This window comes from Pseudomonas sp. TZ252, assembly GCF_056110345.1.
Genome location: NZ_CM148566.1, coordinates 4,593,166 through 4,616,282, shown reverse-complemented (window position 1 = coordinate 4,616,282; position 23,117 = coordinate 4,593,166). Strand labels below are relative to the sequence as shown.

The 23,117-nt window shown below is 65.7% G+C and carries 25 protein-coding genes; 4 read left to right on the top strand and 21 right to left on the bottom strand.

From position 1 onward, the window contains the following. Positions 1-153 precede the first annotated feature (153 nt). The 8 genes from murB to ACYAF3_RS21360 all read right to left on the bottom strand — a co-directional run bounded on the left by murB (position 154) and on the right by ACYAF3_RS21360 (position 6,989). A complete protein-coding gene (gene murB / locus ACYAF3_RS21395) occupies positions 154-1,173 on the bottom strand; it encodes a UDP-N-acetylmuramate dehydrogenase (protein ID WP_003091153.1) in 1,020 nt (339 codons plus the stop codon). Then, positions 1,170-1,634 carry a low molecular weight protein-tyrosine-phosphatase gene (locus ACYAF3_RS21390; RefSeq protein ID WP_003106924.1) on the bottom strand — a complete coding sequence of 155 codons (465 nt, stop codon included), beginning with the start codon at positions 1,632-1,634 and terminating at the stop codon, positions 1,170-1,172. Before ACYAF3_RS21390 ends, murB begins: the two co-directional genes overlap by 4 nt. Beyond that, positions 1,634-2,398: a 3-deoxy-manno-octulosonate cytidylyltransferase gene (gene kdsB / locus ACYAF3_RS21385; protein ID WP_016852666.1), complete on the bottom strand. Its 765-nt coding sequence runs from the start codon at positions 2,396-2,398 to the stop codon at positions 1,634-1,636. The genes ACYAF3_RS21390 and kdsB overlap by 1 nt, the downstream gene beginning before the upstream one ends. Next, positions 2,398-2,583, bottom strand: a complete 186-nt coding sequence (locus tag ACYAF3_RS21380) for a Trm112 family protein (protein ID WP_003091157.1) — start codon at positions 2,581-2,583, stop codon at positions 2,398-2,400. The genes kdsB and ACYAF3_RS21380 overlap by 1 nt, the downstream gene beginning before the upstream one ends. A 37-nt stretch (positions 2,584-2,620) precedes the next feature. Further along, entirely contained in the window at positions 2,621-3,619 is a 999-nt protein-coding gene (lpxK, locus tag ACYAF3_RS21375) for a tetraacyldisaccharide 4'-kinase (protein ID WP_003091159.1), read from the bottom strand. After that, entirely contained in the window at positions 3,619-4,059 is a 441-nt protein-coding gene (locus ACYAF3_RS21370; RefSeq protein WP_003091161.1) for an ExbD/TolR family protein, read from the bottom strand. The genes lpxK and ACYAF3_RS21370 overlap by 1 nt, the downstream gene beginning before the upstream one ends. Next, positions 4,056-4,691: a MotA/TolQ/ExbB proton channel family protein gene (locus ACYAF3_RS21365; protein WP_003091163.1), complete on the bottom strand. Its 636-nt coding sequence runs from the start codon at positions 4,689-4,691 to the stop codon at positions 4,056-4,058. The genes ACYAF3_RS21370 and ACYAF3_RS21365 overlap by 4 nt, the downstream gene beginning before the upstream one ends. 72 nt (positions 4,692-4,763) lie before the next feature. Beyond that, entirely contained in the window at positions 4,764-6,989 is a 2,226-nt protein-coding gene (locus tag ACYAF3_RS21360; protein ID WP_474726175.1) for a DNA internalization-related competence protein ComEC/Rec2, read from the bottom strand. A gap of 130 nt (positions 6,990-7,119) precedes the next feature. On the opposite strand from ACYAF3_RS21360, the gene ACYAF3_RS21355 reads away from it, so the two are divergent. After that, entirely contained in the window at positions 7,120-7,653 is a 534-nt protein-coding gene (locus tag ACYAF3_RS21355; protein WP_003091165.1) for a DUF2062 domain-containing protein, read from the top strand. Positions 7,654-7,740: 87 nt separating this feature from the next. Here the strand turns inward: ACYAF3_RS21355 and ACYAF3_RS21350 are convergent, their stop codons facing one another. The 3 genes from ACYAF3_RS21350 to ACYAF3_RS21340 form a co-directional block, all read right to left on the bottom strand. After that, positions 7,741-8,985, bottom strand: a complete 1,245-nt coding sequence (locus tag ACYAF3_RS21350; RefSeq protein ID WP_003105198.1) for a lipoprotein-releasing ABC transporter permease subunit — start codon at positions 8,983-8,985, stop codon at positions 7,741-7,743. A 69-nt stretch (positions 8,986-9,054) separates the two neighbouring features. Continuing rightward, on the bottom strand, positions 9,055-9,738 hold the full coding sequence (gene lolD / locus ACYAF3_RS21345; RefSeq protein WP_003091168.1) for a lipoprotein-releasing ABC transporter ATP-binding protein LolD: 684 nt from the start codon (positions 9,736-9,738) through the stop codon (positions 9,055-9,057). Then, a complete protein-coding gene (locus ACYAF3_RS21340) occupies positions 9,731-10,981 on the bottom strand; it encodes a lipoprotein-releasing ABC transporter permease subunit (protein WP_003091170.1) in 1,251 nt (416 codons plus the stop codon). Before ACYAF3_RS21340 ends, lolD begins: the two co-directional genes overlap by 8 nt. A gap of 102 nt (positions 10,982-11,083) precedes the next feature. Here ACYAF3_RS21340 and ACYAF3_RS21335 point away from each other — a divergent pair, with 102 nt between their 5' ends. The 3 genes from ACYAF3_RS21335 to ACYAF3_RS21325 are packed head-to-tail and all read left to right on the top strand — an operon-like array spanning position 11,084 to position 12,737. After that, a complete protein-coding gene (locus ACYAF3_RS21335) occupies positions 11,084-11,683 on the top strand; it encodes a PilZ domain-containing protein (RefSeq protein WP_003118087.1) in 600 nt (199 codons plus the stop codon). 26 nt (positions 11,684-11,709) lie between these two features. Next, the gene (locus tag ACYAF3_RS21330) at positions 11,710-12,018 is read left to right on the top strand and encodes a hypothetical protein (RefSeq protein WP_031756489.1); all 309 of its coding nucleotides are present in this window, start codon (positions 11,710-11,712) and stop codon (positions 12,016-12,018) included. Further along, positions 12,015-12,737, top strand: coding sequence for a glycerophosphodiester phosphodiesterase (locus ACYAF3_RS21325; RefSeq protein ID WP_003105190.1), 723 nt, complete (start codon positions 12,015-12,017; stop codon positions 12,735-12,737). Before ACYAF3_RS21330 ends, ACYAF3_RS21325 begins: the two co-directional genes overlap by 4 nt. A gap of 42 nt (positions 12,738-12,779) precedes the next feature. Here ACYAF3_RS21325 and sthA read toward each other — a convergent pair whose 3' ends face one another. The 10 genes from sthA to ACYAF3_RS21275 all read right to left on the bottom strand — a co-directional run bounded on the left by sthA (position 12,780) and on the right by ACYAF3_RS21275 (position 23,109). Next, positions 12,780-14,174, bottom strand: coding sequence for a Si-specific NAD(P)(+) transhydrogenase (gene sthA / locus ACYAF3_RS21320; protein ID WP_003091177.1), 1,395 nt, complete (start codon positions 14,172-14,174; stop codon positions 12,780-12,782). Positions 14,175-14,352: 178 nt separating this feature from the next. After that, positions 14,353-14,580, bottom strand: coding sequence for a (Na+)-NQR maturation NqrM (nqrM, locus tag ACYAF3_RS21315; RefSeq protein WP_003091178.1), 228 nt, complete (start codon positions 14,578-14,580; stop codon positions 14,353-14,355). Then, the gene (locus ACYAF3_RS21310) at positions 14,577-15,605 is read right to left on the bottom strand and encodes an FAD:protein FMN transferase (protein WP_003105187.1); all 1,029 of its coding nucleotides are present in this window, start codon (positions 15,603-15,605) and stop codon (positions 14,577-14,579) included. Before ACYAF3_RS21310 ends, nqrM begins: the two co-directional genes overlap by 4 nt. Then, on the bottom strand, positions 15,598-16,821 hold the full coding sequence (gene nqrF, locus ACYAF3_RS21305; RefSeq protein WP_003143659.1) for an NADH:ubiquinone reductase (Na(+)-transporting) subunit F: 1,224 nt from the start codon (positions 16,819-16,821) through the stop codon (positions 15,598-15,600). Before nqrF ends, ACYAF3_RS21310 begins: the two co-directional genes overlap by 8 nt. A 10-nt stretch (positions 16,822-16,831) precedes the next feature. Next, complete coding sequence (gene nqrE, locus ACYAF3_RS21300; protein ID WP_003091182.1) at positions 16,832-17,440, bottom strand: NADH:ubiquinone reductase (Na(+)-transporting) subunit E; 609 nt, start codon at positions 17,438-17,440, stop codon at positions 16,832-16,834. Further along, positions 17,440-18,114, bottom strand: a complete 675-nt coding sequence (gene nqrD, locus ACYAF3_RS21295) for an NADH:ubiquinone reductase (Na(+)-transporting) subunit D (RefSeq protein WP_003119802.1) — start codon at positions 18,112-18,114, stop codon at positions 17,440-17,442. The genes nqrE and nqrD overlap by 1 nt, the downstream gene beginning before the upstream one ends. Beyond that, positions 18,111-18,896, bottom strand: coding sequence for a Na(+)-translocating NADH-quinone reductase subunit C (locus ACYAF3_RS21290; RefSeq protein ID WP_003105182.1), 786 nt, complete (start codon positions 18,894-18,896; stop codon positions 18,111-18,113). The genes nqrD and ACYAF3_RS21290 overlap by 4 nt, the downstream gene beginning before the upstream one ends. Beyond that, positions 18,889-20,100, bottom strand: a complete 1,212-nt coding sequence (locus ACYAF3_RS21285) for an NADH:ubiquinone reductase (Na(+)-transporting) subunit B (RefSeq protein ID WP_003109478.1) — start codon at positions 20,098-20,100, stop codon at positions 18,889-18,891. Before ACYAF3_RS21285 ends, ACYAF3_RS21290 begins: the two co-directional genes overlap by 8 nt. A 3-nt stretch (positions 20,101-20,103) precedes the next feature. Next, the gene (locus ACYAF3_RS21280; protein WP_003113983.1) at positions 20,104-21,441 is read right to left on the bottom strand and encodes a Na(+)-translocating NADH-quinone reductase subunit A; all 1,338 of its coding nucleotides are present in this window, start codon (positions 21,439-21,441) and stop codon (positions 20,104-20,106) included. 258 nt (positions 21,442-21,699) lie between these two features. Next, positions 21,700-23,109: an amino acid permease gene (locus ACYAF3_RS21275; protein WP_003113982.1), complete on the bottom strand. Its 1,410-nt coding sequence runs from the start codon at positions 23,107-23,109 to the stop codon at positions 21,700-21,702. Positions 23,110-23,117 lie beyond the last annotated feature (8 nt).

Here is a 23,117-nt window from a genome sequence, read left to right as displayed (position 1 = left end):
CAGGCTGAAAAAAGGGGATGCCATGGCATCCCCTTTTTTTGCGCGCCATTCCGCGGCACTCCGGCATACCGCCCGTCATGACCAGAGCCGCCGAACACGCACAATGAAAAAGGGATGCCGCCGGCATCCCTTTTTCATTCTCCAGCCGCACCCTCAGTAGAGATTGGGTTCAGGCTCCAATTCGACGCCGAAACGCCGACGGACGTCCTCCTGGATACGCTCGGCCAATGCCCGGACCTGGGCACCAGTGGCGCCGCCATGGTTGACCAGGACCAGCGCCTGCTGCGCGTGTACCCCCACCGGGCCATCGCGGAAACCCTTCCAGCCGCCCTTGTCGATGAGCCAGCCTGCAGCCAGCTTCAGCCGACCGTCCGCCTGCGGATAGCCGACCAGATCCGGGAAGGCCTGACGCAAGCGTTCGGCCTGCGCCGCATCCACCAGCGGGTTCTTGAAGAAGCTGCCGGCATTGCCCAATACGGCGGGGTCGGGCAGCTTCTCCCGGCGAATGGCGCAGATTACCCGGCTTACGTCCCTGGCCGTCGGACTGGCGATGCCCTCCTCCTCCAGGCGCTGGCGTACCGGCCCGTAGTCCAGGTGCAGCCTCTCCCGCCGCGTCAGGCGCAGGCGCACGCGGAGGATTAGCCAGCGATCCGGCTCCTGCTTGAACAGGCTGTCGCGGTAGCCGAAACGGCAGGCCTGGCGATCGAACTCACGTAGGGTTCCATCCTGGCGATCCAGCGCCGTCAGGCTGTCGAAGACGTCCTTCAGCTCCACGCCATAGGCGCCGATGTTCTGCATCGGCGCCGCACCCACGGTGCCGGGAATCAGGCTGAGATTTTCCAGACCGGCCAGGCCCCGTTCCAGGCTCCATTGCACGAATGGGTCCCAGGCCTCGCCCGCCTCCGCCTCGACCAGCACCGAATCCGCGGCATCGGAAACAATTCGCCGCCCCTGGCTGGCCATGCGCAAAACCAGCGCCTCGACGTCACGGGTCAGCAGCAGGTTGCTGCCACCACCGATCACCAGCAGCGGCAATCCACGCTCCCGAGCCAGGGCCAGGGCCTCGCGCACATCAGCCTCGTCCCGGGCGTGGGCCAGCAGGCGGGCGCGCACGTCGATGCCGAAGGTGTTATAGGGCTTCAGCGAGCAATGCTCTTGCAGTTCCAGGCTCACAGTCGCCCCTTGGCTTCGATCAACAGACGGTCGCAGGCATGTTCGATCAGGTCGAGGACCTGCTCGAAGCCTTCTTCGCCGCCATAGTAGGGATCGGGCACTTCGTCCCGCTCGGATCCGTAGCGACGCAGGAACAGATCCAGTTCGGCGGCACCGCGCCCGGCACGCAGGGTCTCGAGGTCAGCCAGGTTGGACAGGTCCATGGCCAGGATCAGGTCATGGCGGGAGAAATCCTCGATGCCGACCTGGCGTCCACGCAGTGCCGACAGGTCGTAGCCACGCCTTTGCGCGGCCAGGCGGGTGCGCTGGTCGGGCGCCTTGCCGACATGCCAGCCGGCGGTACCGGCGGAATCGACATGGATGCGGGAAGCCAGCCCGGCCTCCTCGACCTTGCGCCGGAACACGCCTTCGGCGGTGGGCGACCGGCAGATGTTGCCCAGGCAGACGAACAGGACGCGCATCAGCCCCCCAGCACGCGGCGAACGCGTTCGAGGTCTTCCGGCGTATCCACGCCCGGAAGCATGTTTTCGCGGGCATCGGCCACATGGATTCGCACCCCGTGCCAGAGCGCGCGCAATTGCTCAAGGCTTTCGGCGTTCTCCAGCCAGCACGGTCCCCAGGCGACGAAATCGGCAAGGAAACCCACGCGATAGGCGTAGATGCCGATGTGGCGACGATAGGGCACGCCCTCCGGCAGGCTGTCGCGATCGCGGGCGAAGGCGTCGCGAGCCCAGGGCAAGGGCGCACGACTGAAAGTCAGGGCCAGGCCGTCGATGTCGGTGGCGACCTTGACCACGTTCGGATTGAACAGCGCGGAGACCTCATGGATCGGCTCGGCCAGGGTAGCGATGGCAGCTTCCGGGTGCGCCGCCAGGTTGGCCGCCACCTGGTCGATGAGCGCCGGGGGGATCAGCGGTTCGTCGCCCTGGACGTTGACCACGATGGCATCGCTGGCCAGGCCGAGCCGGGAAGCGACTTCCTCCAGGCGATCGGTGCCGGAGTTGTGCTCGGCACGCGTCAGCAGCGCCTCGGCGCCGAACCCCTGGCACGCCGCCAGGATGCGTTCGTCGTCGGTGGCGACGACCACGCGGCTGGCGGCGCTCTTGCGGGCCTGGTTCCAGACGCGCTGGATCATTGGCTGGCCGGCGATATCCTGCAATGGCTTGCCGGGCAGGCGAGTGGAGGCGTAGCGGGCGGGAATGACGACAGTGAACGCCTTGGTCATTACTTGTCCAGCCGCTCGTCCACGTTCAGGGAGCGAGCCTCGCTCTCCAGCATCACCGGGATGCCGTCGCGGATCGGATAGGCCAGGCCGGCCTGCTTGCTGATCAGTTCGGTCTTGTCTTCGCTGAGCACCAGCGGGCCCTTGGTCAACGGGCAGGCAAGGATATCGAGGAGTTTCGGGTCCATGGCGGAGTCCTTCATACAATGGCGGCACGGCCGCCGGTCAGCGCGCCAGGAGATGCTCGAGTCGGGCGTCGAACCAGGCGACGAATGCTGGGGAAGGCACCGCATCGACCGCCAGGTACCACCAGTCGGCCGCTGCGAAAGCCCGGCATTTAACGGCATCCTTCTCGGTCATCAGCAGCGGCAGCGGCGGGCTGAACGCCAGTTCGGCCGCCGTGTAGGTCGCGTGATCCGGGAAGGCATGCGGAATCGCCCGCCAGTGTAGCGCCTCGAGCGTCCTGAAGAAACGCTGCGGATTGCCGATCCCGGCCAGGGCATGGACCTCCTGGCCCGCGGGAAAATGCTCCAGCGGTCGGCGCTCGCCGCTCTGCAGGTTGATCAGCGCAGTAGGCTGCAAGCGGAATGCGTAACCGCCGTCAGGATCCTCGTCGGCGCCGTTGTAAAGCAGCGCGTCGACGCTTTCCAGACGCTCCGCCGGTTCGCGCAACGGACCGGCCGGCAGGCAACGACCATTGCCGAGACCGCGCGCGGCATCGATCAGCACCAGTTCCAGATCGCGCGCCAGGCGATAGTGCTGCAAGCCATCGTCGCAGAGGACCAGGTCCAACTGCTCTTCGGCGAGCAGCGCCTGCAGGGCGCGCGGACGATCCGGGTCGATCATCAGCGGCACGCCGCTGCGCCGGACGATCATCAGCGGTTCGTCGCCAGCCTCCGCGGCGTCCTGCTCGGCCCGCACCCGCCACGGCGTGGTGGGCGGCCGGGCACCATAGCCGCGGCTGATCACGCCAACCCGCAAGCCGCGAGCCCTGCAGTGCTCGATCATCCAGAGGATCATCGGCGTCTTGCCGGTTCCGCCGACGGTGATATTGCCTACCACCAGCACCGGCAGCGGTGCCCGGTAGGCGGGCTTGCGCCCGGACAGGAAGTCCGCCCGGCGGCCGTTCGCCACCCGACGATAGAGAGCCTCCAGCGGACGCAGCAGCGCCAGCGCCGGATGCCCCTGGTACCAGGCGGCGAGCAGTCGCTCGGAGAACGACATCAGGGCTTGGCCGCCGTGTTCTCGACCGTGGTGATGCGCAGGTGGACGAAGCCCAGCTTGCCCGCTGCGTCCATCGCCGTGACCACCGACTGGTGGGTGGACTTGGCATCGGCGCTGATCACCACCGGCAGGTTGTTGTCGCCCGCCGATTCACGCTGCATCGCCGCCATCAGGGTGGCCAGGTCGCTCTTGGCCAGCGCCTGCCCGTTCAAGGCGTAGTGCCCCTCGGCATCCACCGAGAGTTCCAGTTGCTTCTGCTCGGTGCCGGCGGTTTCGCCGCTCTCCGCCGATGGCAGCTCGATGTTGAGCTGCTCGGGGCGGGTGAAGGTGGTACTGACCACGAAGAACAGCAGCAGGACGAAGATCACGTCGATCAGCGACGCCAGGTTGATGAAGACGTCTTCACGGGCGGCACCCGCCCGTCTGCGGCGGAATTTCACGCTTTGCCTTCCTCGACGTAGTCGACTTCACGATCGCCCTGCACCACTTCCACCAGCTTGATGGCCTCCTGCTCCATGGCGATCACCAGTTCGTCGACCCGCCGCAGCAGGTAGCGATGGAAGAACACCGCCGGAATCGCCACCAGCAGGCCGGCGGCGGTGGTGATCAATGCCTTGGAGATGCCCGCGGCGAGCATCGGCGAGTTGGCCATGCCGTTGTCCATGAAGGCGCCGAAGATCTGGATCATGCCGAACACCGTACCCAGCAGGCCCAGCAGCGGCGCCATCGCGGCGATGGTGCCGAGGGCGTTGAGGTAGCGCTCCAGCTCGTGGATGACACCGGAAGCAGCCTCCTCGATGCACTCCTTCATGATCTCGCGACCGTGCTTGGAGTTGGCCAGACCGGCGGCGAGGATCTCTCCCAGCGGCGAGTTGGCGCGCAGGTCCTTGAGCTTCTGGGCGCTCAGTTGCTTTCCCTTGATCTGCTTCCACACCTGGCCGAGCAGCTCGGGCGGCGCGACGCGGCTCTTGCGCAGCGTCCACAGGCGCTCCGCGACGATGGCGGTGGCGGCGATCGAACTCAGAATGATCGGCAGCATCATCCAGCCGCCGGCTTGAACCAGTTCCCACACAGTGGCATATCCCCGAAAAAAAAGTGGCGCCACTCTAGCACAGCGACCCTTTTCCGCCGACCGCCACGGTTCTCATTTTTCCCGCCAGAAGTGCGCCGAATCACGCTCCCGGCGTGCGCCGCCACGGCTTCCGAGGAGAAACGTCAGGGCACCGTCGCGTGCCGTGTCGTGGACCTGCGCGGCGACCCTCGCGTAACGCTCCATCACTTCGCCATGGGGATGGCCGAAGGCGTTGCGCCAACCTCGCGAGACCAGCACATGGCGAGGCCGCGTACGCAACACGAAGGCGACTCCGGAGGAACTGCGGCTGCCATGATGCGGCGCCAGCAACCAGTCGACCCGGGGATCGGCCTGTCGCGCCAGCCAGGCATGCTCGGCCGCACGCGAGATGTCCCCGGTCAGCAGCAGGACTTCGCCATCGGCCTCGACCCTCAGCACACAGGAGCGGTCGTTGCTGTCGCCGGCCTGTGCCCATGCCCACTGTTCGAAAACCACGCCATCCCAGGACCAGCTCCGCTCGTCGCAGCTGTCCGCGAACAACGGCGAAGGCAGGCGCGCGGGTTCGCCGCTGACCAGCCAAACCGGCGGGAATCGGGAAGCGACCGTAGGAGCACCGCCTGCATGGTCGTTGTCGGCATGGCTCAGCAACAGGCCGTCCAGGCGCCGCAGGTCCAGGCTGCGCAGCACCGGCACCACCACCCGCTCGCCCATGTCGAACGCCCCCTGCCGCGCACCGCTGTCATAGAGCAAGACATGCTCTCGGGTACGCACCAGCACGGCCAGCCCCTGGCCGACGTCCAGCACCCGCACTTCCGCCCGCCCCCATTCGACAGGCGGCGATGACGGCAACAATGCCGGCAGTAGCAACGCGGCACCGAGGGCACGCAACGGCAAGCCAGCCGGCGCCAGCCAGCAGAGCGCGCCGAGCATGCCCAGCGCTACGCTCCAGGCCGCTGCGGCGGGTGGCTGCCAGGCCTCGGCCAGGCCCGCCAGCAGGCCAAGCGCACGAAACAGCAGGTCCAGCGAAACGCCAGCGGCGCGAAGCAGCCCCTCGCCCAGCCCGGGCACCCACAGCAGCAGGCTCCCCGCCAGGGCCGGGGGCACTACCAGCAGTTCGATCCAAGGCACCGCCAGCAGGTTGGCCGGCGCTCCGCTCAGGCTCAACGGCAGGCCCAGCGCCAGCAGCGGCATCGCCAGCCCCAGCGCCATCCCCCACTGCGCCCGCCCCCAGGCCGCCCACCAGCGCCAGCGCCCAAGGCGCCCGGCGAACAGCCAGAGCAGCAGGGCAACCGCCAGGAACGACAGCCAGAACCCCGCCTGCAGGCTGGCCAGCGGCTCGACCAGCAAGACCAGCACCAGCGTTGCCAGCAGCGGGGTCAGCAAGCCCAGGTGGCGGAAACGCAGGCGCCAGACCAGCGCCAGGCTGACCATCAGGCAGGCGCGCCGCACCGGGACCTCGAAACCCGCCATCAACCCGTAGCTCCAGGCACCAAGCAAACCCAGGGCGCAGGCACAGGGCAGCCAGGGCAGGCGCCGCGGCCAGCAGCCCAGGCGATGCAAGGCCGCCACCAGGCCATAGAGCATCCCCGCCAGCAACGAGATATGCGAACCGGAGATGACCATCAGATGCACGGTGCCGGTGTCCTGGAACATTCGCCACTCGGCCGCGCTCAGCCCCGAGCCATCCCCCAGCACCAGCGCCGCCAGGGCGGCGCCGCGCCCCTGTGCGTCGACCGCCAGCAGGCGCTGGCGCCAGGCATCGCGCCAGGCATCCAGGCCGCTGGCCGGCTGCAGGCGCTGGCCCGCCTTCACCGTGCCAACGGCACCGACCCGCTGCGCCAACAACCAGGCCTCGTAGTCGAAACCCGCCGCGTTCACCAGGCCGCGGGGGCGTTTCAGGGTCACCGCCAGGCGCCAGCGTTCGCCGCCCATCAGCGGCGGCGCGCCGCGCCAGCTCAGGCGCAGACGCTCGGGAAGAAGCACGCCCCGCGCAGCGCGGACCTCCTCCAGCCGGAAGCGCGTGACGCCCTCGCCGCTCGCCGGCAGATCGACCACACGCCCCTCCAGCCAAAGGGTGCGACCATCCAGCTCGGCGGCCAGGCGTCCGTCCAGGGCGACTTGCGCCGAGCCGCAGGCCCAGGCGAACCCGAGCAGGAACAACCCCAGCCAGTACAGCCGGCCGAACAGCAGCAACAGTCCGGCGGCGGCCATGCCCAGCAGCCAGCCGACCGACGGCAATTCCGCCAGGAAGCTCAGGGCCAGCAGCCCCGCGGCGAGGGCTGGCAATCCCAGGCGCATGAACGGTTCCTCCCATCCCCGTGGCGTGCCCTCCGCTCCCCGACATGTCACATGGGGTCATACAATGGGCAACGAAATCCTGTCATCTTGCTTGGCATAATACGCAAGCCTATATCCACCGAGAGCCCACATGCCGCGTCGCCTGTTCAAGCGCTACATGCCCGATCCGGAAAGCATCCGCTCGCAGAAGTCGCTGCGCTTTCTCGGCAAGTTGACGCACGATCCCAACCTTTGGCATCTCAATCGCCACTCGGTATCGCGCGCCATGGCCGCCGGGCTGTTCGCCGCCTTCATCCCGATGCCGATGCAGATGCTGCTGGCTGCCGGTCTGGCGGTGTGGATTCGGAGCAATCTGCCAATCTCCGTCGGATTGGTCTGGCTGACCAATCCGATCACGATGCCCCCGGTCTTCTATTGCACCTACAAGCTGGGCGCCTGGTTGATGCAGGTGCCGCCGCGCACCCTGCCGGACCATCTCACCTGGGAATGGATCAGCCAGGAGCTGTCCAGCCTCTGGCAGCCCTTCCTGCTCGGTTCGGTGGTGTGCGGCATCATCGCCGCCATCCTCGGCTACGCGCTGACGATGCTCTACTGGCGCTGGTGGGTGCAGCGCAGTTGGAGCCGACGCTGCCGGCAACGTCGCGAACGGGTCGCCGCGAAGTGATCCGCCGGACATGAAAAAGCCGCCTCGAAGGCGGCTTTTTCGTGGGCCTTGTCCGCCCCGTGCAGGGACTGGCGCAGGCCTTCTCGCTCACTCGTAGCGCAGCGACTCGGCCGGTTGTGTCCGCGCCGCGCGCCAGGATGGGTACAGGGTGGCGAGGAAGCTCATCAGCAATGCAGCGCTGCAGATCAGCACCACGTCCAGCACCTGCAGGTCGGAAGGCAGGTAGTTGATGAAGTACACGTCCGAGCTGAAGACCTTGTGCCCGACCAGCCGCTCGATGCGGTCGATCATCCCGGTGATGTTCAACGCCGCGAACACCCCGAGCACCCCGCCGATGACCGTCCCGATCACGCCGATGACGGTGCCCTGGACCATGAAGATCGCCATGATCTGCCGCGGCGTGGCGCCGAGGGTACGAAGAATCGCGATGTCGGTGCGCTTGTCGGCGACCACCATGATCAGGGTGGCGATGATGTTGAAGGCGGCGACCGCGATGATCAGCAGCAGGAGCAGGCCGATCATGGTCTTTTCCATCTTCATCGCGTTGAACAGGCTGCCCTGGGTCCTGGTCCAGTCGCTGGACCTGAAGCCCTGCCCCAACTCCTTGACCACCTTGGCGGCGACCTGCGGCGACTGGTAGAGATCTTTCAGTTCCAGGCGCACGCTCGGCACCTGGCCCGGTTGCAGGCGCAGCAACTGGCCGGCATCGGCGATGTCGATCAGCGCCAGCGAGTTGTCCAGTTCGGCGCCGACCTTGAACAGGGCGACGATGGTGAAGCGCTGCATGCGCGGAGTGATGCCGCCCGGCGCACTGGTGGCTTCCGGGACGATCAGGGTCAGCTTGTCGCCGACATTGACATGGAAGCGCCGCGCGGTGATCTCGCCGAGGACGATGCCGAACTCGCCAGGCTTGAGGTCGTCCAGGCTGCCCTGGACGATGTGCTCGCCGATGATGGAAACCTTGCGCTCCTCCTGCGGGTCGATGCCGTTGACCAGCACCGGCAGCATGTTGCCCTTGTACGACAGCATGCCCTGCAGTTCGGCGAACGGCGCCGCGCCGACCACCTCGCGGTGCCGCAGCGCCGCGTTGGCGACGGTCTGCCAGTCGTCCAGCGGCTGCGTCGCGCTGATAGTGGCATGCGGCACCATGCCGAGGATCCGCGTGCGCATTTCCTTCTGGAAGCCGTTCATCACCGAGAGCACGATGATCATCGCCAGCACGCCCAGCGCCAGGCCGATCATCGAGGTCAGCGAGATGAACGAGATGTAGTGGTTGCGGCGTTTGGCGCGGGTGTAGCGCAGGCCTATGAAGAACGGTAACGGTCTGAACATGTCGCGGATGCACCGAGTCGATGGGGGATTCGCCGGACGGGAGCGGACGGCGGGCACGCCGTCGCCCCGCTACGCGGCGATCAGTCGGCCTTCTTCCAGGCGCAGGATGCGATCCATGTGCCCGGCCAGCTGGAGATCGTGGGTTACCACCAGGAACGAGGTCTGCAACGAACGGCTCAGTTCCAGCATCAGCTCCTGGATACCCTGGGCGGTATGCTGGTCAAGGTTGCCGGTGGGCTCGTCGAGCAGTACCAGCTGCGGACGGTTGACCAGCGCGCGGGCGATCGCCACCCGCTGGCGCTCGCCGCCGGACAGCTCGGCCGGCTTGTGCGACAGGCGATGACCCAGCCCGACCCGCTCCAGCAGCTCGGCCGCCCGCTGGCGGGCTTCCGCGATCGGCGTGCGGCCGATCAACAGCGGCATGCAGACGTTCTCCAGGGCGGTGAACTCCGGCAACAGGTGGTGGAACTGGTAGACGAAGCCCAGCGCGCGGTTGCGCAGCAGCCCGCGGGCCGTCTCGTTCAGCGCCGAGAGTTCCTCGCCGGCGAGCCAGACGCTGCCGGCGGAGGGCGTGTCCAGGCCGCCGAGCATGTTCAGCAAGGTGCTCTTGCCCGAACCGGAGCTGCCGACGATAGCCACCCGCTCCCCAGGCAGCAGGTTCAACTCGACGCCGGACAGCACCTGCACCGATTGCGGCCCCTCGTCGTAGCTCTTGCTCAGGTTGCGGCAACTCAGCACCGACTTGTCATTCATAACGCAAAGCCTCCGCAGGCTGGGTGCGCGCCGCACGCCAGGCTGGATACAAAGTGGCGAAGAAGCTGAGGACCAGGGCCGCGCCGCAGACCAGCACGACATCGTCGAGCATCAGTTGCGACGGCAGGTAATCGATGAAGTACACGTCGGACGCGAGGAACTGGTGGCCCAGCAGCTTTTCCAGGGCGGAAATCCAGGCGCTGACGTTGAGCGCCGCGACCACCCCGAGGACCCCGCCGACCAGCGTGCCGATCACCCCGATCACCGTGCCCTGGACCATGAAGGTAGCCATGATCTGCCCCGGCGTGGCGCCGAGGGTACGAAGGATGGCGATGTCCGACTTCTTGTCGGTGACCACCATCACCAGGGTGGAAATGATGTTGAACGCGGCGACCGCGACGATCAGCAGCAGCAACAGGCCGATCATGGTCTTTTCCATGCGGATGGCCTGGTACAGGTTGCCGTGGCTGCGCGTCCAGTCGCGGGCGTAGAAGTCATTGTCGGTCAGGGTCCGGGCGATCTCCCAGGCCACCCGCGGCGCCTGGAACAGGTCGTCGAGCTTCAGGCGCAGCCCCTGTACCTGGTTGGTCTTCCAGCGCTGCAGGCGCGCGGCGTCTTCCAGGTGGATCAGCGACAGGCCGCCATCCAGTTCGCCGGCGCCGACGCGGAAGGTGCCGACCACGGTGAAACGCTTCATCCGCGGGAATACCCCGGCCGGGGTGACCGCCACCTCGGGGAGGATCAGGGTGACCTTGTCGCCGATGCCGACGCCGAGCTTCTGCGCCGCCAGTTGGCCGATGACGATGCCGAAGCCGCCGGCCTTGAGTTCCGCCAGCGAGCCCTGCTTGAAGAAATCGGGAATGATCGAGACCTTGGCCTCTTCCAGCGGATCGACCGCATCGACCATCACCGTCTGCACCGCGCCATTGGCGCTGAGCATGCCCTGCATCTGGGTGAACGGCGCTACCGCGGTGACATGCTCGTGGGCCTTGACCTTCTCGGCCAGGGCGCGCCAGTCATCGATGGGCTGGTACGACTCGACGGTGGCCTGCGGCACCATGCCGAGGATGCGGGTACGCATTTCGCGATCGAAGCCGTTCATCACCGAGAGCACCACGATCATCACCAGCACGCCCAGTGCCAGGCCGATCATCGAGGTCAGCGAAATGAAGGAGACGAAATGGCTGCGACGTTTGGCCCGCGTATAGCGCGTGCCGATGAAAACGGACAGGGGTCTGAACATGTCGCCCTTAGCTGGCAGAAAATGGATGCGTCGGGATGGCGAAGTGGCGAGGCATCGCCGGCGGCCTTACACTCTGACCATCACTGCCGCCGTGGGTTCGCCATGTCCACTCGTGACGCGGATGACCGCCGCGAATACTACCGTATCGAAGATACCCTCGCACTGGAATTTCGCCCTGCCGGGGCCGTCGAAGACGGCCTGGAGAGCGGGCCGGGGGCCACCCTGTTCAGCCTGCTCAGCGACCTCCACCTGATGGATTACGAGTCGCAGCACCTTCTGCGCCACATCAGCGAACGCGACCGCACGCTGGCCAACTACCTGAAGGTGATGAACAAGCGCATCGACCTGCTTGGCCAGGTCATGGTGCAGAGCCTGCTCAAGGAGATCGGCGAACCGCGCAAGGTCAGCCTGTCCGAGGGGGGAGTCAGCTTCCGCCACGACCGCGCATTGCCGGTCGGCCAGTTGCTCGTCCTGCGCATGGTCCTGTTGCCGCAGGGGTTCGGCCTCGAACTGCGGGCCCGGGTAATCCACGCCCAGCCACACGACGACGAATTCGAGATCGGCACCGAGTTCGAAGCGTTGAGCGACGCACAGCGCCAGTTGCTGGCCCGGCATATCCTCCAGAAGCAGGCCCAGCAGCGCCGCCTGGCACGGGCCGGACAGGGCCCGCTCGGCGAGCCGGGCCAACCTTCTTCGACCTGAAACCTTCTTCGACCTGAGATGTGCCGATGCTCCGTTCGCTACTGCTGTGCTCCCTCCTCCTCGCCCCGCCGCTGTTCGCCGACACCCTGAGCATTCCGCTGGGCGCCCAGGGCGATACCCGGGTCGCCCTGCCCGCGCACGGCGAAAGCCGCGAAGCCGTGCTGCAACGCTTCGGCCTGGCCGACGAGGAACATCCCGCGGTCGGCCAGCCGCCCATCGTGCGCTGGGATTACCGCGACTTCTCGGTATATTTCGAAAGCGGCCGGGTGCTCGACAGCGTTCGCCATCATCGGCCGCGGAATCCCGCGCAACCCTCGAACAAGGAGCCAAAGTGACTCTCATCTATGGACATCGCGGCGCCAAGGGCGAAGCGCCGGAAAACACCCTGGCCAGCTTCCAGCGCTGCCTGGAGCATGGCGTCAACCGTTGCGAACTGGACCTGCACCTGTCCCGCGACGGCGAACTGATGGTGATCCACGACCCGACCCTGAAGCGCACCACCGGCCGCCGCGGCAAGGTCGCCGAACACGACGCGGCCACCCTGGTCACCTACGACGCGCGCAAGGGCGGCCCCGGCTGGGTACGGCCGACGCCGATCCCGCGGCTGGAGGAGCTGTTCGAGAAGTGCCCGTTCGAGCACTGGCAGCTGGAAGTGAAGAGCGCCTCGCGCGAACGCGCGGCGCGGACGGTAACGCGGATCAGGGAGCTGACCGAGCGCTTCGGCAACCGCGACAAGGTCACCGTCACCAGCGGTTCGCGGACCGTGCTCAAGGCCCTCAACGAACTGACCCCAGAGCTGTCGCGCGGGCTGGTCGCCGAATACGCCTGGCTCGACCCGCTGAAGGTCGCCCAGCACTATGGCTGTGCCCTGCTCGCCCTGAACTGGACCCTATGCACCCCGGAACGCCTGCTCAAGGCCCAGCGCCAGGGGCTTCACGTCTCGGTGTGGACGGTCAACGAACCGGCGCTGATGCGCCGGCTCGCCGACTTCGGCGTGGACAGCCTGATCACAGACTTTCCCGGTTTGGCCAGCGCCACCCTCGGGAATCGCTGAGCACATCCCCTCCGGCCGGCTCAGGCCGCCGGCCGGAGTCCTTCAAAAAAGCCGGTTGAGGCCGTCGAACGCCGCTACCCGATAGGCTTCCGCCATGGTCGGGTAGTTGAAGGTGGTGTTGACGAAGTACTTCAGGGTATTCAGCTCGCCCGGCTGGTTCATGATCGCCTGACCGATATGGACGATTTCCGAAGCCTGGTCGCCGAAGCAGTGCACGCCGAGGATCTCCAGGGTCTCGCGATGGAACAGGATCTTCAGCATGCCCACCGGCTCGTTGGAAATCTGCGCCCGGGCCATGCCCTTGAAGAACGCCTTGCCCACTTCGTAGGGAATCTTCGCCGCGGTCAGTTCGCTTTCGTTCTTGCCGATCGAGCTGATCTCCGGAATGGTGTAGATGCCGGTCGGCACATCGTTGACGAAGCGCCAGCTGTCGCTCTCGACGATGTTGCCGGCGGCCGAGCGGCCCTGGTCGTAGGCAGCGCTGGCCAGGCTCGGCCAGCCGATCACGTCGCCAGCGGCGAAGATGTTGCTCACCGAAGTGCGGTAGTTCTCGTCCACCTCGATCTGGCCACGGCTGTTGACCTTGATGCCGACGTTCTCCAGGCCGAGCTTGTCGGTGTTGCCGGTCCGGCCGTTGCACCAGAGCAGCGCGTCCGCCTTGATCTTCTTGCCCGACTTCAGGTGCAGGATGACACCGTTGTCCAGCCCCTCGACGCGCTCGTACTCCTCGTTGTGGCGGATCAGCACGTTGTTGTTGCGCAGGTGGTAGCTCAGCGCATCGGAAATCTCGTCATCGAGGAAGCTGAGCAACTGGTCGCGCGTATCGATCAGGTCCACCAGCACGCCCAGGCCGCTGAAGATCGACGCGTATTCGCAGCCGATCACCCCGGCTCCGTAGATGATCAGCCGGCGCGGGGTGTGGCTCAGGGACAGGATGGTGTCGCTGTCGTAGACCCGCGGGTGGTTGAAATTGATGTCCGAAGGACGATACGGGCGCGAGCCGGTGGCGATCACGAACTGGTCGGCGACCAGGCGCTCCACCGCGCCGCTCGGCGTCACCACTTCGACGGTGCGTTCGTCGACGAAGCTGGCGGTGCCGGTGAACATGTCGATGCGATTGCGCGCGTAGTAGCCGGTACGCGAAGCGACCTGCTTGGAGATCACCCGGTCGGCGCTCTTCAGCACGTCGGGGAAGGAGAACCAGCGCGGCTCGCCGATCTGGCGGAACATCGGGTTGGTGTTGAACTCGATGATCTGCTTCACCGAGTGGCGCAGGGCCTTGGAAGGAATGGTGCCGAGGTGCGTGCAGTTGCCTCCGACCACGCGACGGCTGTCGACTACCGCCAGCTTGCGTCCGTACTTGGAGGCGTTCATCGCCGCCCCTTCGCCCGCCGGACCCGTGCCCAAAATCACCACGTCGTAGTTGTAGACAGCCATGCGTACTCCTCAGAACAGGCCGAGGCGCCCACTGGCGCCTCCGGCAAAGCCGCTGCACAACATGTGCGCGGCGGATCGATTCGATCATCGGGTCGGTGCGAACGACGGCATTCGCCGGGCAAGGCTCGGTCCGACCTCGAGGCGGGCATATGTTACGCCCTGTGCGAAATGTCGCACATTAGCGTTTGGTCGCGTCGTAGGCGAGTTTTCCGGGCACTACAGATTCGTCGCGGTTGGCTTCCTCGCATTTCTGCCGGTCGCCGCCGCAGATCGAGCATTCCTTCTCGATCCCCAGGTTGGCGATGCCGCCGCAGGAACCGGCGATCGGCTTGCGGCCCATGATGACGCCGATGGACATGCCGAAGACCACCAGCAGCATGATGACGAAGACCAGTAGCCAGGTCATGGACGTTCTCCTTGGTTGCCGAACAGTTGCTCGTAGCGTGGCGTGGTGCGGCTGTCGAAACCGTTGCCCTGGCGACTGACGAACAGCGCCGCCAGTCGGTGCTTCTCGGCGAAACGGTAGCCCTCCTCCGGACCGAGCACCATCAGCAGGGTCGACAGGCCGTCGGCGTTGCGCGTCGACGGATCGATCACCGTGACCGAAGCCAGGTGATGGTCGATCGGCGCGCCGGTGCGCGGGTCGAAGGTGTGCGAATAGCGCTGGCCGTTCTCTTCGAAATAGTTGCGGTAATCGCCCGAGGTCGAGACGCCGTAGCCGTCCAGCGCCAGTACCTGCTGGGCGACCCGCTGGCCCTCGCGCGGCGCTTCGATAGCGATGCGCCAGGGCGTGCCGTCCGGCTTGCGCCCTTCGGCTTTCAACTCGCCGGTGATTTCCGCCAGGTAGCTGCGCACGCCAAGCTCCTTCAGGCGTTCGCCTACCGCGTCCACCGTATAGCCAGCGGCGATGCTGTCGAAGTCCAGCTGTACGGCGGCGTCCTTGCACAGGCGCTGGCCGTCGATGCGCAGGTGTCGATGGCCGACGTCACGGCGCACCGCGGCGATCTGCTCGGCGCTGGGAACCTTCTCCACCCGCGCCTGCGGACCGAAGCCCCAGAGGTTCATCAGCGGCTCGACGGTCATGTCGAAGGCGCCCTGGCTCTGTTCCGACAACTCGCCGCCGTAGCGCAGCAACTCCAGCATCGGTGGCGGCAGCTCCATGCAGGACTGCGCCGGCAGCGCATTGAAACGCGAGACCAGGGAATCGTCGCGGTAGGTGGACATCTGCCGGTCGACCTCGGCGAGGATCGCCTCCACCGCGGCTTTCGCCGTCTGGACGTCGGGCGCCGAGGCGCCGCGCACGTACTTGATCGAATAGGTGCTGCCCATGGTCGGGCCGCCGAAGCTTTCCAGGGTGTCGCCGCAACCGGCCAGGACCAGCGCCAGCGCTGCCAGTCCGGCCATGGCAAGCGGACGGAAACGCTCAGCCACCGAAATCGTCCAGCAGGATATTCTCGCGCTCCACGCCCAGGTCGGTGAGCATCTTGATCACCGCGGCATTCATCATCGGCGGGCCGCACATGTAGAACTCGCAGTCCTCGGGCGCCGGGTGGTCCTTCAGGTAGTTCTCGAACAGCACGTTGTGGATGAAACCGGTCAGGCCGGTCCAGTTGTCCTCCGGCTGCGGGTCGGACAGCGCCAGGTGCCACTGGAAGTTGGGGTTCTCCGCCTGCAGCTGGTCGTACTCCTCGGTATAGAAGGCCTCGCGCAGCGAGCGCGCGCCGTACCAGAAGCTGATCTTGCGGTTCGACTTGAGCCGGCGCAACTGGTCGAAGATGTGCGAACGCATCGGCGCCATGCCGGCGCCGCCGCCGATGAAGACCATCTCGGCCTCGGTGTCCTTGGCGAAGAACTCGCCGAACGGCCCGTACACGGTGACCTTGTCGCCCGGCTTGAGGTTGAACACCCAGGACGACATCTGCCCCGGCGGCAGGTCGCTGCCTGGCGGTGGCGAGGCGATGCGGATGTTGAACTTGACCACGCCCTTCTCTTCCGGGTAGTTGGCCATCGAGTAGGCGCGGATCACCGTCTCGTCGACCTTCGACACGTAGCGCCACATGTTGAACTTGTCCCAGTCGCCGCGATATTCCGACTGGATATCGAAGTCCTTGTACTCGACCACGTGCGGCGGGCATTCCAGCTGCACGTAGCCGCCGGCACGAAAGTCCACGCTCTCGCCGTCCGGCAGGCGCAGGGTGAGTTCCTTGATGAAGGTGGCGACGTTGGGGTTGGACTCCACCGTGCACTCCCATTTCTTCACCCCGAAGACCTCTTCAGGCACGCGGATCTGCATATCCTGCTTGACCGGCGTCTGGCACGACAGGCGCCAGCCTTCCTTCGCCTGGCGCCGGGTGAAGTGCGACTCCTCGGTGGGCAGCATCTCGCCGCCGCCCTCGACCACCACGCATTTGCACTGCGCGCAGGTGCCGCCGCCGCCGCAGGCGGAAGACAGGAACACGTTGTTCGCCGCCAGGGTTTGCAGCAGCTTGCCGCCGGCCGGCACGGTCAGGCTGTGCTCGCCGTTGATCTGGATGGTCACGTCGCCACTCGACACCAGCTTGGCGCGGGCGACCAGGATGATCGCCACCAGGCCCAGGACGATGGCGGTGAACATGCCGATGGCCAGGAAAATCTCGAATCCGATCACGGGCCTCTCCTTACAACTGCACGCCGGAGAACGACATGAAGCCCAACGACATCAGGCCGATGGTGATGAAGGTAATCCCCAGGCCCTGCAGGCCCTCGGGGACGTCGCTGTACTTGAGCTTCTCGCGGATACCCGCCAGCGCGGCGATCGCCAGCGCCCAGGAAAAGCCCGAGCCGACGCCGTACACCGTGCTCTCGGCAAGGTTGTAGTCGCGCTCGACCATGAACAGCGAGCCGGCCATGATCGCGCAGTTCACCGTGATCAGCGGCAGGAACACGCCCAACGCGTTGTAGAGGCTGGGTACGTACTTGTCGAGGAGCATCTCGAGGATCTGCACGATGGCGGCGATCACCCCGATGTAGCTGAGCAGGCCGAGGAAGCTCAGGTCCACCTCGGGCAGCCCGGCCCAGGCCAGCGCGCCGTCCTTGAGCAGGTAGGTGTAGATCAGGTTGTTGGCCGGCACGGTGATGGTCTGCACCACGATCACCGCGATACCCAGGCCGATGGCGGTCTCCACCTTCTTCGAGATGGCGATGAAGGTACACATGCCGAGGAAGAACGCCAGCGCCATGTTCTCGACGAACACGGCCTTCACGAACAGGCTGATGTAGTGCTCCATCAGTAAGCCTCCTTGCTGGATACCTGCGGGGCCATCTTGTAGGTCGGGGCCTCGACCTGGTCTTTCTTCCAGGTCCGCAGGGCCCAGATGATCAGGCCGATCAGGAAGAACGCCGAAGGCGGCAGCAGGAGCAGGCCGTTCGGCTGGTACCAGCCGCCATCGTTGACCGTCGGCAACACGCTGATGCCGTAGAGCTTGCCGGCGCCGAACAGCTCGCGGACGAAGCCGAGCACCAGCAGCATGGCGCTGTAGCCGAGACCGTTGCCGATGCCGTCGAAGAACGACACGAGCGGCGGGTTGGCCATGGCGAAGGCTTCGGCGCGGCCCATCACGATGCAGTTGGTGATGATCAGCCCGACGAACACCGAGAGCTGCTTGCTCAGGCTATAGGCATAGGCCTTGAGCACCTGGTCGACGACGATCACCAGCGAGGCGATGATCACCATCTGCACGATCATCCGGATCGAGCTGGGAATCTGCCGGCGGATCATCGAGATGAACAGGTTGGAGAAGCCGGTCACCAGGGTCAGGGCGATGGCCATGACGGTAGCGGTCTTCAGGTTCGAGGTTACCGCCAGCGCCGAGCAGATCCCGAGGATCTGCAGGCCGATCGGATTGTTCTGGAAGACCGGATTGAACAGGACTTCGCGGATCGTGGGTTGAGCAGCCATCACGCCTCCCCTTTGCGCAGATTGGCGAGGAAGGCGTCGAAACCGTCCTTGCCGAGCCAGAAATGCAGCAGGTTGTCGACACCCTTGCTGGTCAGGGTGGCGCCGGCCAGGCCGTCGACCTGGTGGGTCGCCTTCGCCGATTGCGGGTCCACCGAGCCCTTGATGATCTGTACGGCAAGATCGCCCTGGGCGTCGTAGAGGGTCTTGCCGACCCACAGCGCCTTCCATTTCGGATTGTCGACCTCGCCGCCGAGACCGGGGGTCTCGCCATGCTGGTAGAAGCCGAAGCCGGCGACCGTGTTGAGGTCGCCCTTGAGCGCCAGGAAGCCGTAGAGGGTCGACCACAGACCGTAGCCGCGCACCGGCAGGATCAGGGTGTCGAGCTTGCCGTCGGTCTCCACCAGGTAGACCGTGGTATAGCGCTCGCGGCGCTTGATCGAGGCGATGTCCTCGGCGGCGGGCAGCGCATCCGACAGCGCCGGGTCCTTGGCCGCTTTCAGCGGGTCGTAGCCGAGCGGGTCCTGGGCATCGCTGAAGGTGCCGCTCTGCAGATCGACCACCTTGGCGGTGATGCGACTGTCGAACAGCGCCTTGACCTCTTTGCCGGACATGCCCGGCTCGCCGAGACCAGCGATGGCGAGGATGCTGCGCTGCTTGTCGAGCAGGCGGTTTTCCGCCTGGGTCGGCTTCAGCGCCACCGCCGCGCCGGCGACGAACACCGAGCTGACCAGGCACACCACCAGGGCTACCAGCAGTGTGCGGGTGGTGGATTCTTGATTAGCCATTGCGCGCCAGCCTCCGCTTGATGTTGGCCTGAACGACGAAATGGTCGATCAGCGGTGCGAACAGGTTGGCGAACAGGATCGCCAGCATCATGCCTTCCGGGAACGCCGGGTTGACCACCCGGATCAGCATGACCATCACTCCGATCAGAGCGCCGAACAGCCACTTGCCGGTATCGGTCATGGACGCCGAGACCGGGTCGGTGGCCATGAAGATCATGCCGAAGGCGAAGCCGCCGGTGACCAGGTGCCAATACCAGGGCATGGCGAACATCGGGTTGCTGGCCGATCCGATGGCGTTGAACAGGTAGCTCATGGCGACCATCCCCAGCATCACCCCGGCGACGATGCGCCAGGAGGCGATGCGGGTCAGCAGCAGCACGGCGCCGCCGATGAAGATCGCCAGGGTGCTGGTCTCGCCCATCGAACCCTGCATGTGGCCGAGGAAGGCATCCATCCAGGTCAAGCCGTGGCCGAGGATGTTGTCCACGCCGCCGGCGGCGGCCAGGCTCAGCGAGGTGGCGCCGGCGAAGCCGTCCACCGAGGTCCATACCGCGTCGCCGGACATCTGCGCCGGGTAGGCGAAGAACAGGAAGGCCCGGCCGACCAGTGCCGGATTGAGGAAGTTCTTCCCGGTGCCGCCGAACACTTCCTTGCCCAGCACCACGCCGAAGCTGATCCCCAGGGCTACCTGCCACAACGGGACGGACGGCGGCAGGGTCAGGGCGAACAGCACCGAGGTGACGAAGAAGCCTTCGTTGACCTCGTGGCGGCGGATGCTGGCGAACAGCACCTCCCAGAAACCGCCGACGATGAAGGTGGTCAGGTACACCGGCAGGAAGTACGCGGCGCCCTGGACCAGGCAATCCCACAGGCTGTTCGGGTCGAACCCGGCCAGCGCGCCGATCAGGGCGAAGCGCCAGCCATCCTGGGCGCTCAACAGATCGGGGCTCTGGGCGAAGATCAGGTTGGCCTGGTGGCCGACGTTGTACATGCCAAAGAACATCGCCGGGAAGGTGCACAGCCAGACGATGATCATCATGCGCTTCAGGTCGATGCCGTCGCGCACGTGTGCAGTGGTGCGGGTGACGCTGCCCGGACGATAGAGGAAGGTGTCCACGGCTTCGTACAGCGGGTACCACTTCTCGTAGCGCCCGCCCTTCTCGAAATGATGCTCGACCTTGTCGAGCAGGTTACGCAAACCCATGGCTCAGCCCTCCTGCTCGATGCGTGCCAGATTGTCCCGCAGAATCGGGCCGTATTCGTACTTGCCGGCGCAGACGTAGCTGCACAGCGCCAGGTCCTCTTCGTCGAGTTCCAGGGCGCCGAGCTTCTGGGCCATTTCCGTGTCGCCGACGATCAGGTAGCGCAGCAATTGAGTCGGCAGGATATCCAGCGGCATCACCGCCTCGTAGTTACCTACCGGCACCATCGCCCGTGGGCTGCCGTTGGTGCTGGTGGTGAAGGCGAAGCGCTTGCCGCCGAGCAGCCTGGAGACGAACACGTTGAGCAGCGAATGCTTTTCCACCCCGGCGCGCAGGTAGTGGAGGAACTCGCGCTGGTCGCCCTCCTTGAGACAGGACAACTGCAGGTGGTAGCGCCCCAGGTAGGCGTAGGCGCCATGGGCGGTGCGACCGCCCAGCACGGAGCCGGAGATCAGCCGGTTGTTGCCCGGCTGCAACTGGCCGGCGGCCAGTTCGTCGAGGTTGGCGCCCAAGCGGGTGCGCACCAGACGCGGCTTTTCCACCACCGGACCGGCCAGGGCGATCACCCGCTCGGTCCACAATTGCCCGGTCGTGAACAGCTTGCCGATGGCGATCACGTCCTGGTAGTTCAGGTTCCACACGCTCTTGCCGGCACCCACCGGGTCAAGGAAGTGGATATGGGTGCCGGGCAGGCCCGCCGGATGCGGACCGGAGAATGCTTGCGCGGTCACGCCGGAGAGCGCCTCGCCGGGTAGCGAAACGCCTTCCGCCTTGCACAGGAACACCCGGGCCAGGCGCCCGAGCACCGTCAGCCCGGCCTGGAAGGCCTCGCCCTGCTCCGCGATAACCACCTGCGGATCGGCGGCCAGCGGCTGGGTATCGATGGCAGTGACGAAAATCGAACTGGGGCTGGACTCGGGATCGGGCACCTTGCTGAACGGCCGGGTCCGCAGCGCGGTCCACAGGCCCGACTGCAACAGGTTGTCGCGGACCTGCTCGGCGCTCAGCGTGGCGAGTTTGTCAGCGGGATAACGGGCGAACTCCAGTTGCTCGTCGCCGTCGAGATCGATGACCACCGATTGCAGGACGCGCTTCTCGCCACGATGGATGGCACTGACCACACCGGCGCCGGGTGCGGTATAGCTGACGGAGGGATTCTTCTTGTCGGTGAACAGCACCTGCCCCAGCTTCACCCGGTCGCCTACCTGCACCGCCATGGTCGGCTTCATGCCGTGGTAGTCGAAACCGATCAACGCCACGCTGCGTACCGGGCGTGCTGCCTCGATGCGCTGTTCGGGGGCGCCGCTGATGGGCAGGTCCAGGCCACGTTTTATCTTGATCATGTCTAGTGCCTAGTGGTCGTGGACAGAAAAGACGAGGCCCAAGTCAGAAAATGACCATCATCGCGCGCAACGTACTGAATTGGCACGATTGATGAATGGCCCCGCAAGGTAACCACGGGATTATAAAGAGCCACCTCCCCGGGAGCCACCCAAGCCGCACACCGGGTCTTGAAACGCGTAACAGAAAACGACAGAAAAATATGCCCGTGCGAAATGAAAAACGGGAGCCGAAGCTCCCGTCCTGCGCCACCCGCAGGCTCAGGCCTGCTGGCCGAGCCCGCGCCTTTCCGCCAGCGACAGCTTGACCCGGTAGCACAACCACATCAGCAGCAGCCAGAATGGAATGGCGTACACCGAGATGTTGATCCCGGGGATCATCAGCATGATGCCAAGGATGAACAACACGAAGGCCAGGCACAGGTAGTTGCTGAACGGCGACCAGAGCGCCTTGAAGAAGGTGTCCACGCCCTGGCGCTTCATCGCCGCGCGGAACTTCAGGTGCGACAGGCTGATCATCGCCCAGTTGATCACCAGCGCCGCCACCACCAGCGACATCAGCAGCTCCAGCGCCTTGTGCGGCAATACGTAGTTGACGATCACGCAGAGGAAGGTGATCAGCGCCGAGACCAGGATCGACAGCACCGGCACGCCCCGGCGGTCCACCGACATCAGCACCTTCGGCGCGTCACCCTGGGCGGCCAGGCCGTAGAGCATCCGGCTGTTGCAGTAGACGCCGCTGTTGTAGACCGACAATGCCGCGGTGAGTACTACGAAGTTGAGGATGTTGGCCGCGGTGCCGCTGCCGATCAACGAGAAGATCTGCACGAACGGGCTGCCGCTGTAGTCGTCGCCGGAAGCGTTGATGGTCTCCACCAACTGGTCCCATGGATACAGCGAGAGCAGCACCGCCAGGGCGCCGATATAGAAGATCAGGATCCGGTAGATCACCTGGTTGATCGCCTTCGGGATCACCTTCCGCGGCTCGGACGCCTCGGCGGCGGTGATACCCACCAACTCCAGCCCCCCGAAGGAGAACATGATGATCGCCAGGGTCATCACCAGGCCGCTGAGACCGTTGGGGAAGAAGCCGCCGCGGTCCCACAGGTTGCTCACCGAGGCTTGCGGTCCGCCACCGCCGCCGACCAGCAGGTAGATACCGAGCAGGATCATGCCGACGATCGCCGCTACCTTGATGATCGCGAACCAGAACTCGGTCTCGCCGAAGGCTTTCACGTTGGCCAGGTTGATCGCGTTGATCAGCACGAAGAACGCCGCCGCCGTCGCCCAGGTCGGCACGTCCGGCCACCAATACTGGATGTACTTGCCCACCGCGGTCAGCTCCGACATGCCCACCAGGATGTACAGCACCCAGTAGTTCCAGCCGGAAAGGAAACCGGCGAATCCGCCCCAGTACTTGTGTGCGAAGTGACTGAAGGAGCCGGCCACCGGCTCCTCGACGATCATCTCGCCGAGCTGGCGCATGATCAGGAAGGCGATGAAGCCGCCAATGGCGTAACCGAGGATCATCGACGGGCCGGCCGTCTTGATGACGCCCGCCGAGCCGAGGAACAGCCCGGTGCCGATCGCCCCGCCCAGCGCGATCAACTGGATGTGGCGATTCTTCAGGCCACGCTTCAGCTCGCCCTGGTGCAGATGTTGACCATCCATTGAAAAAC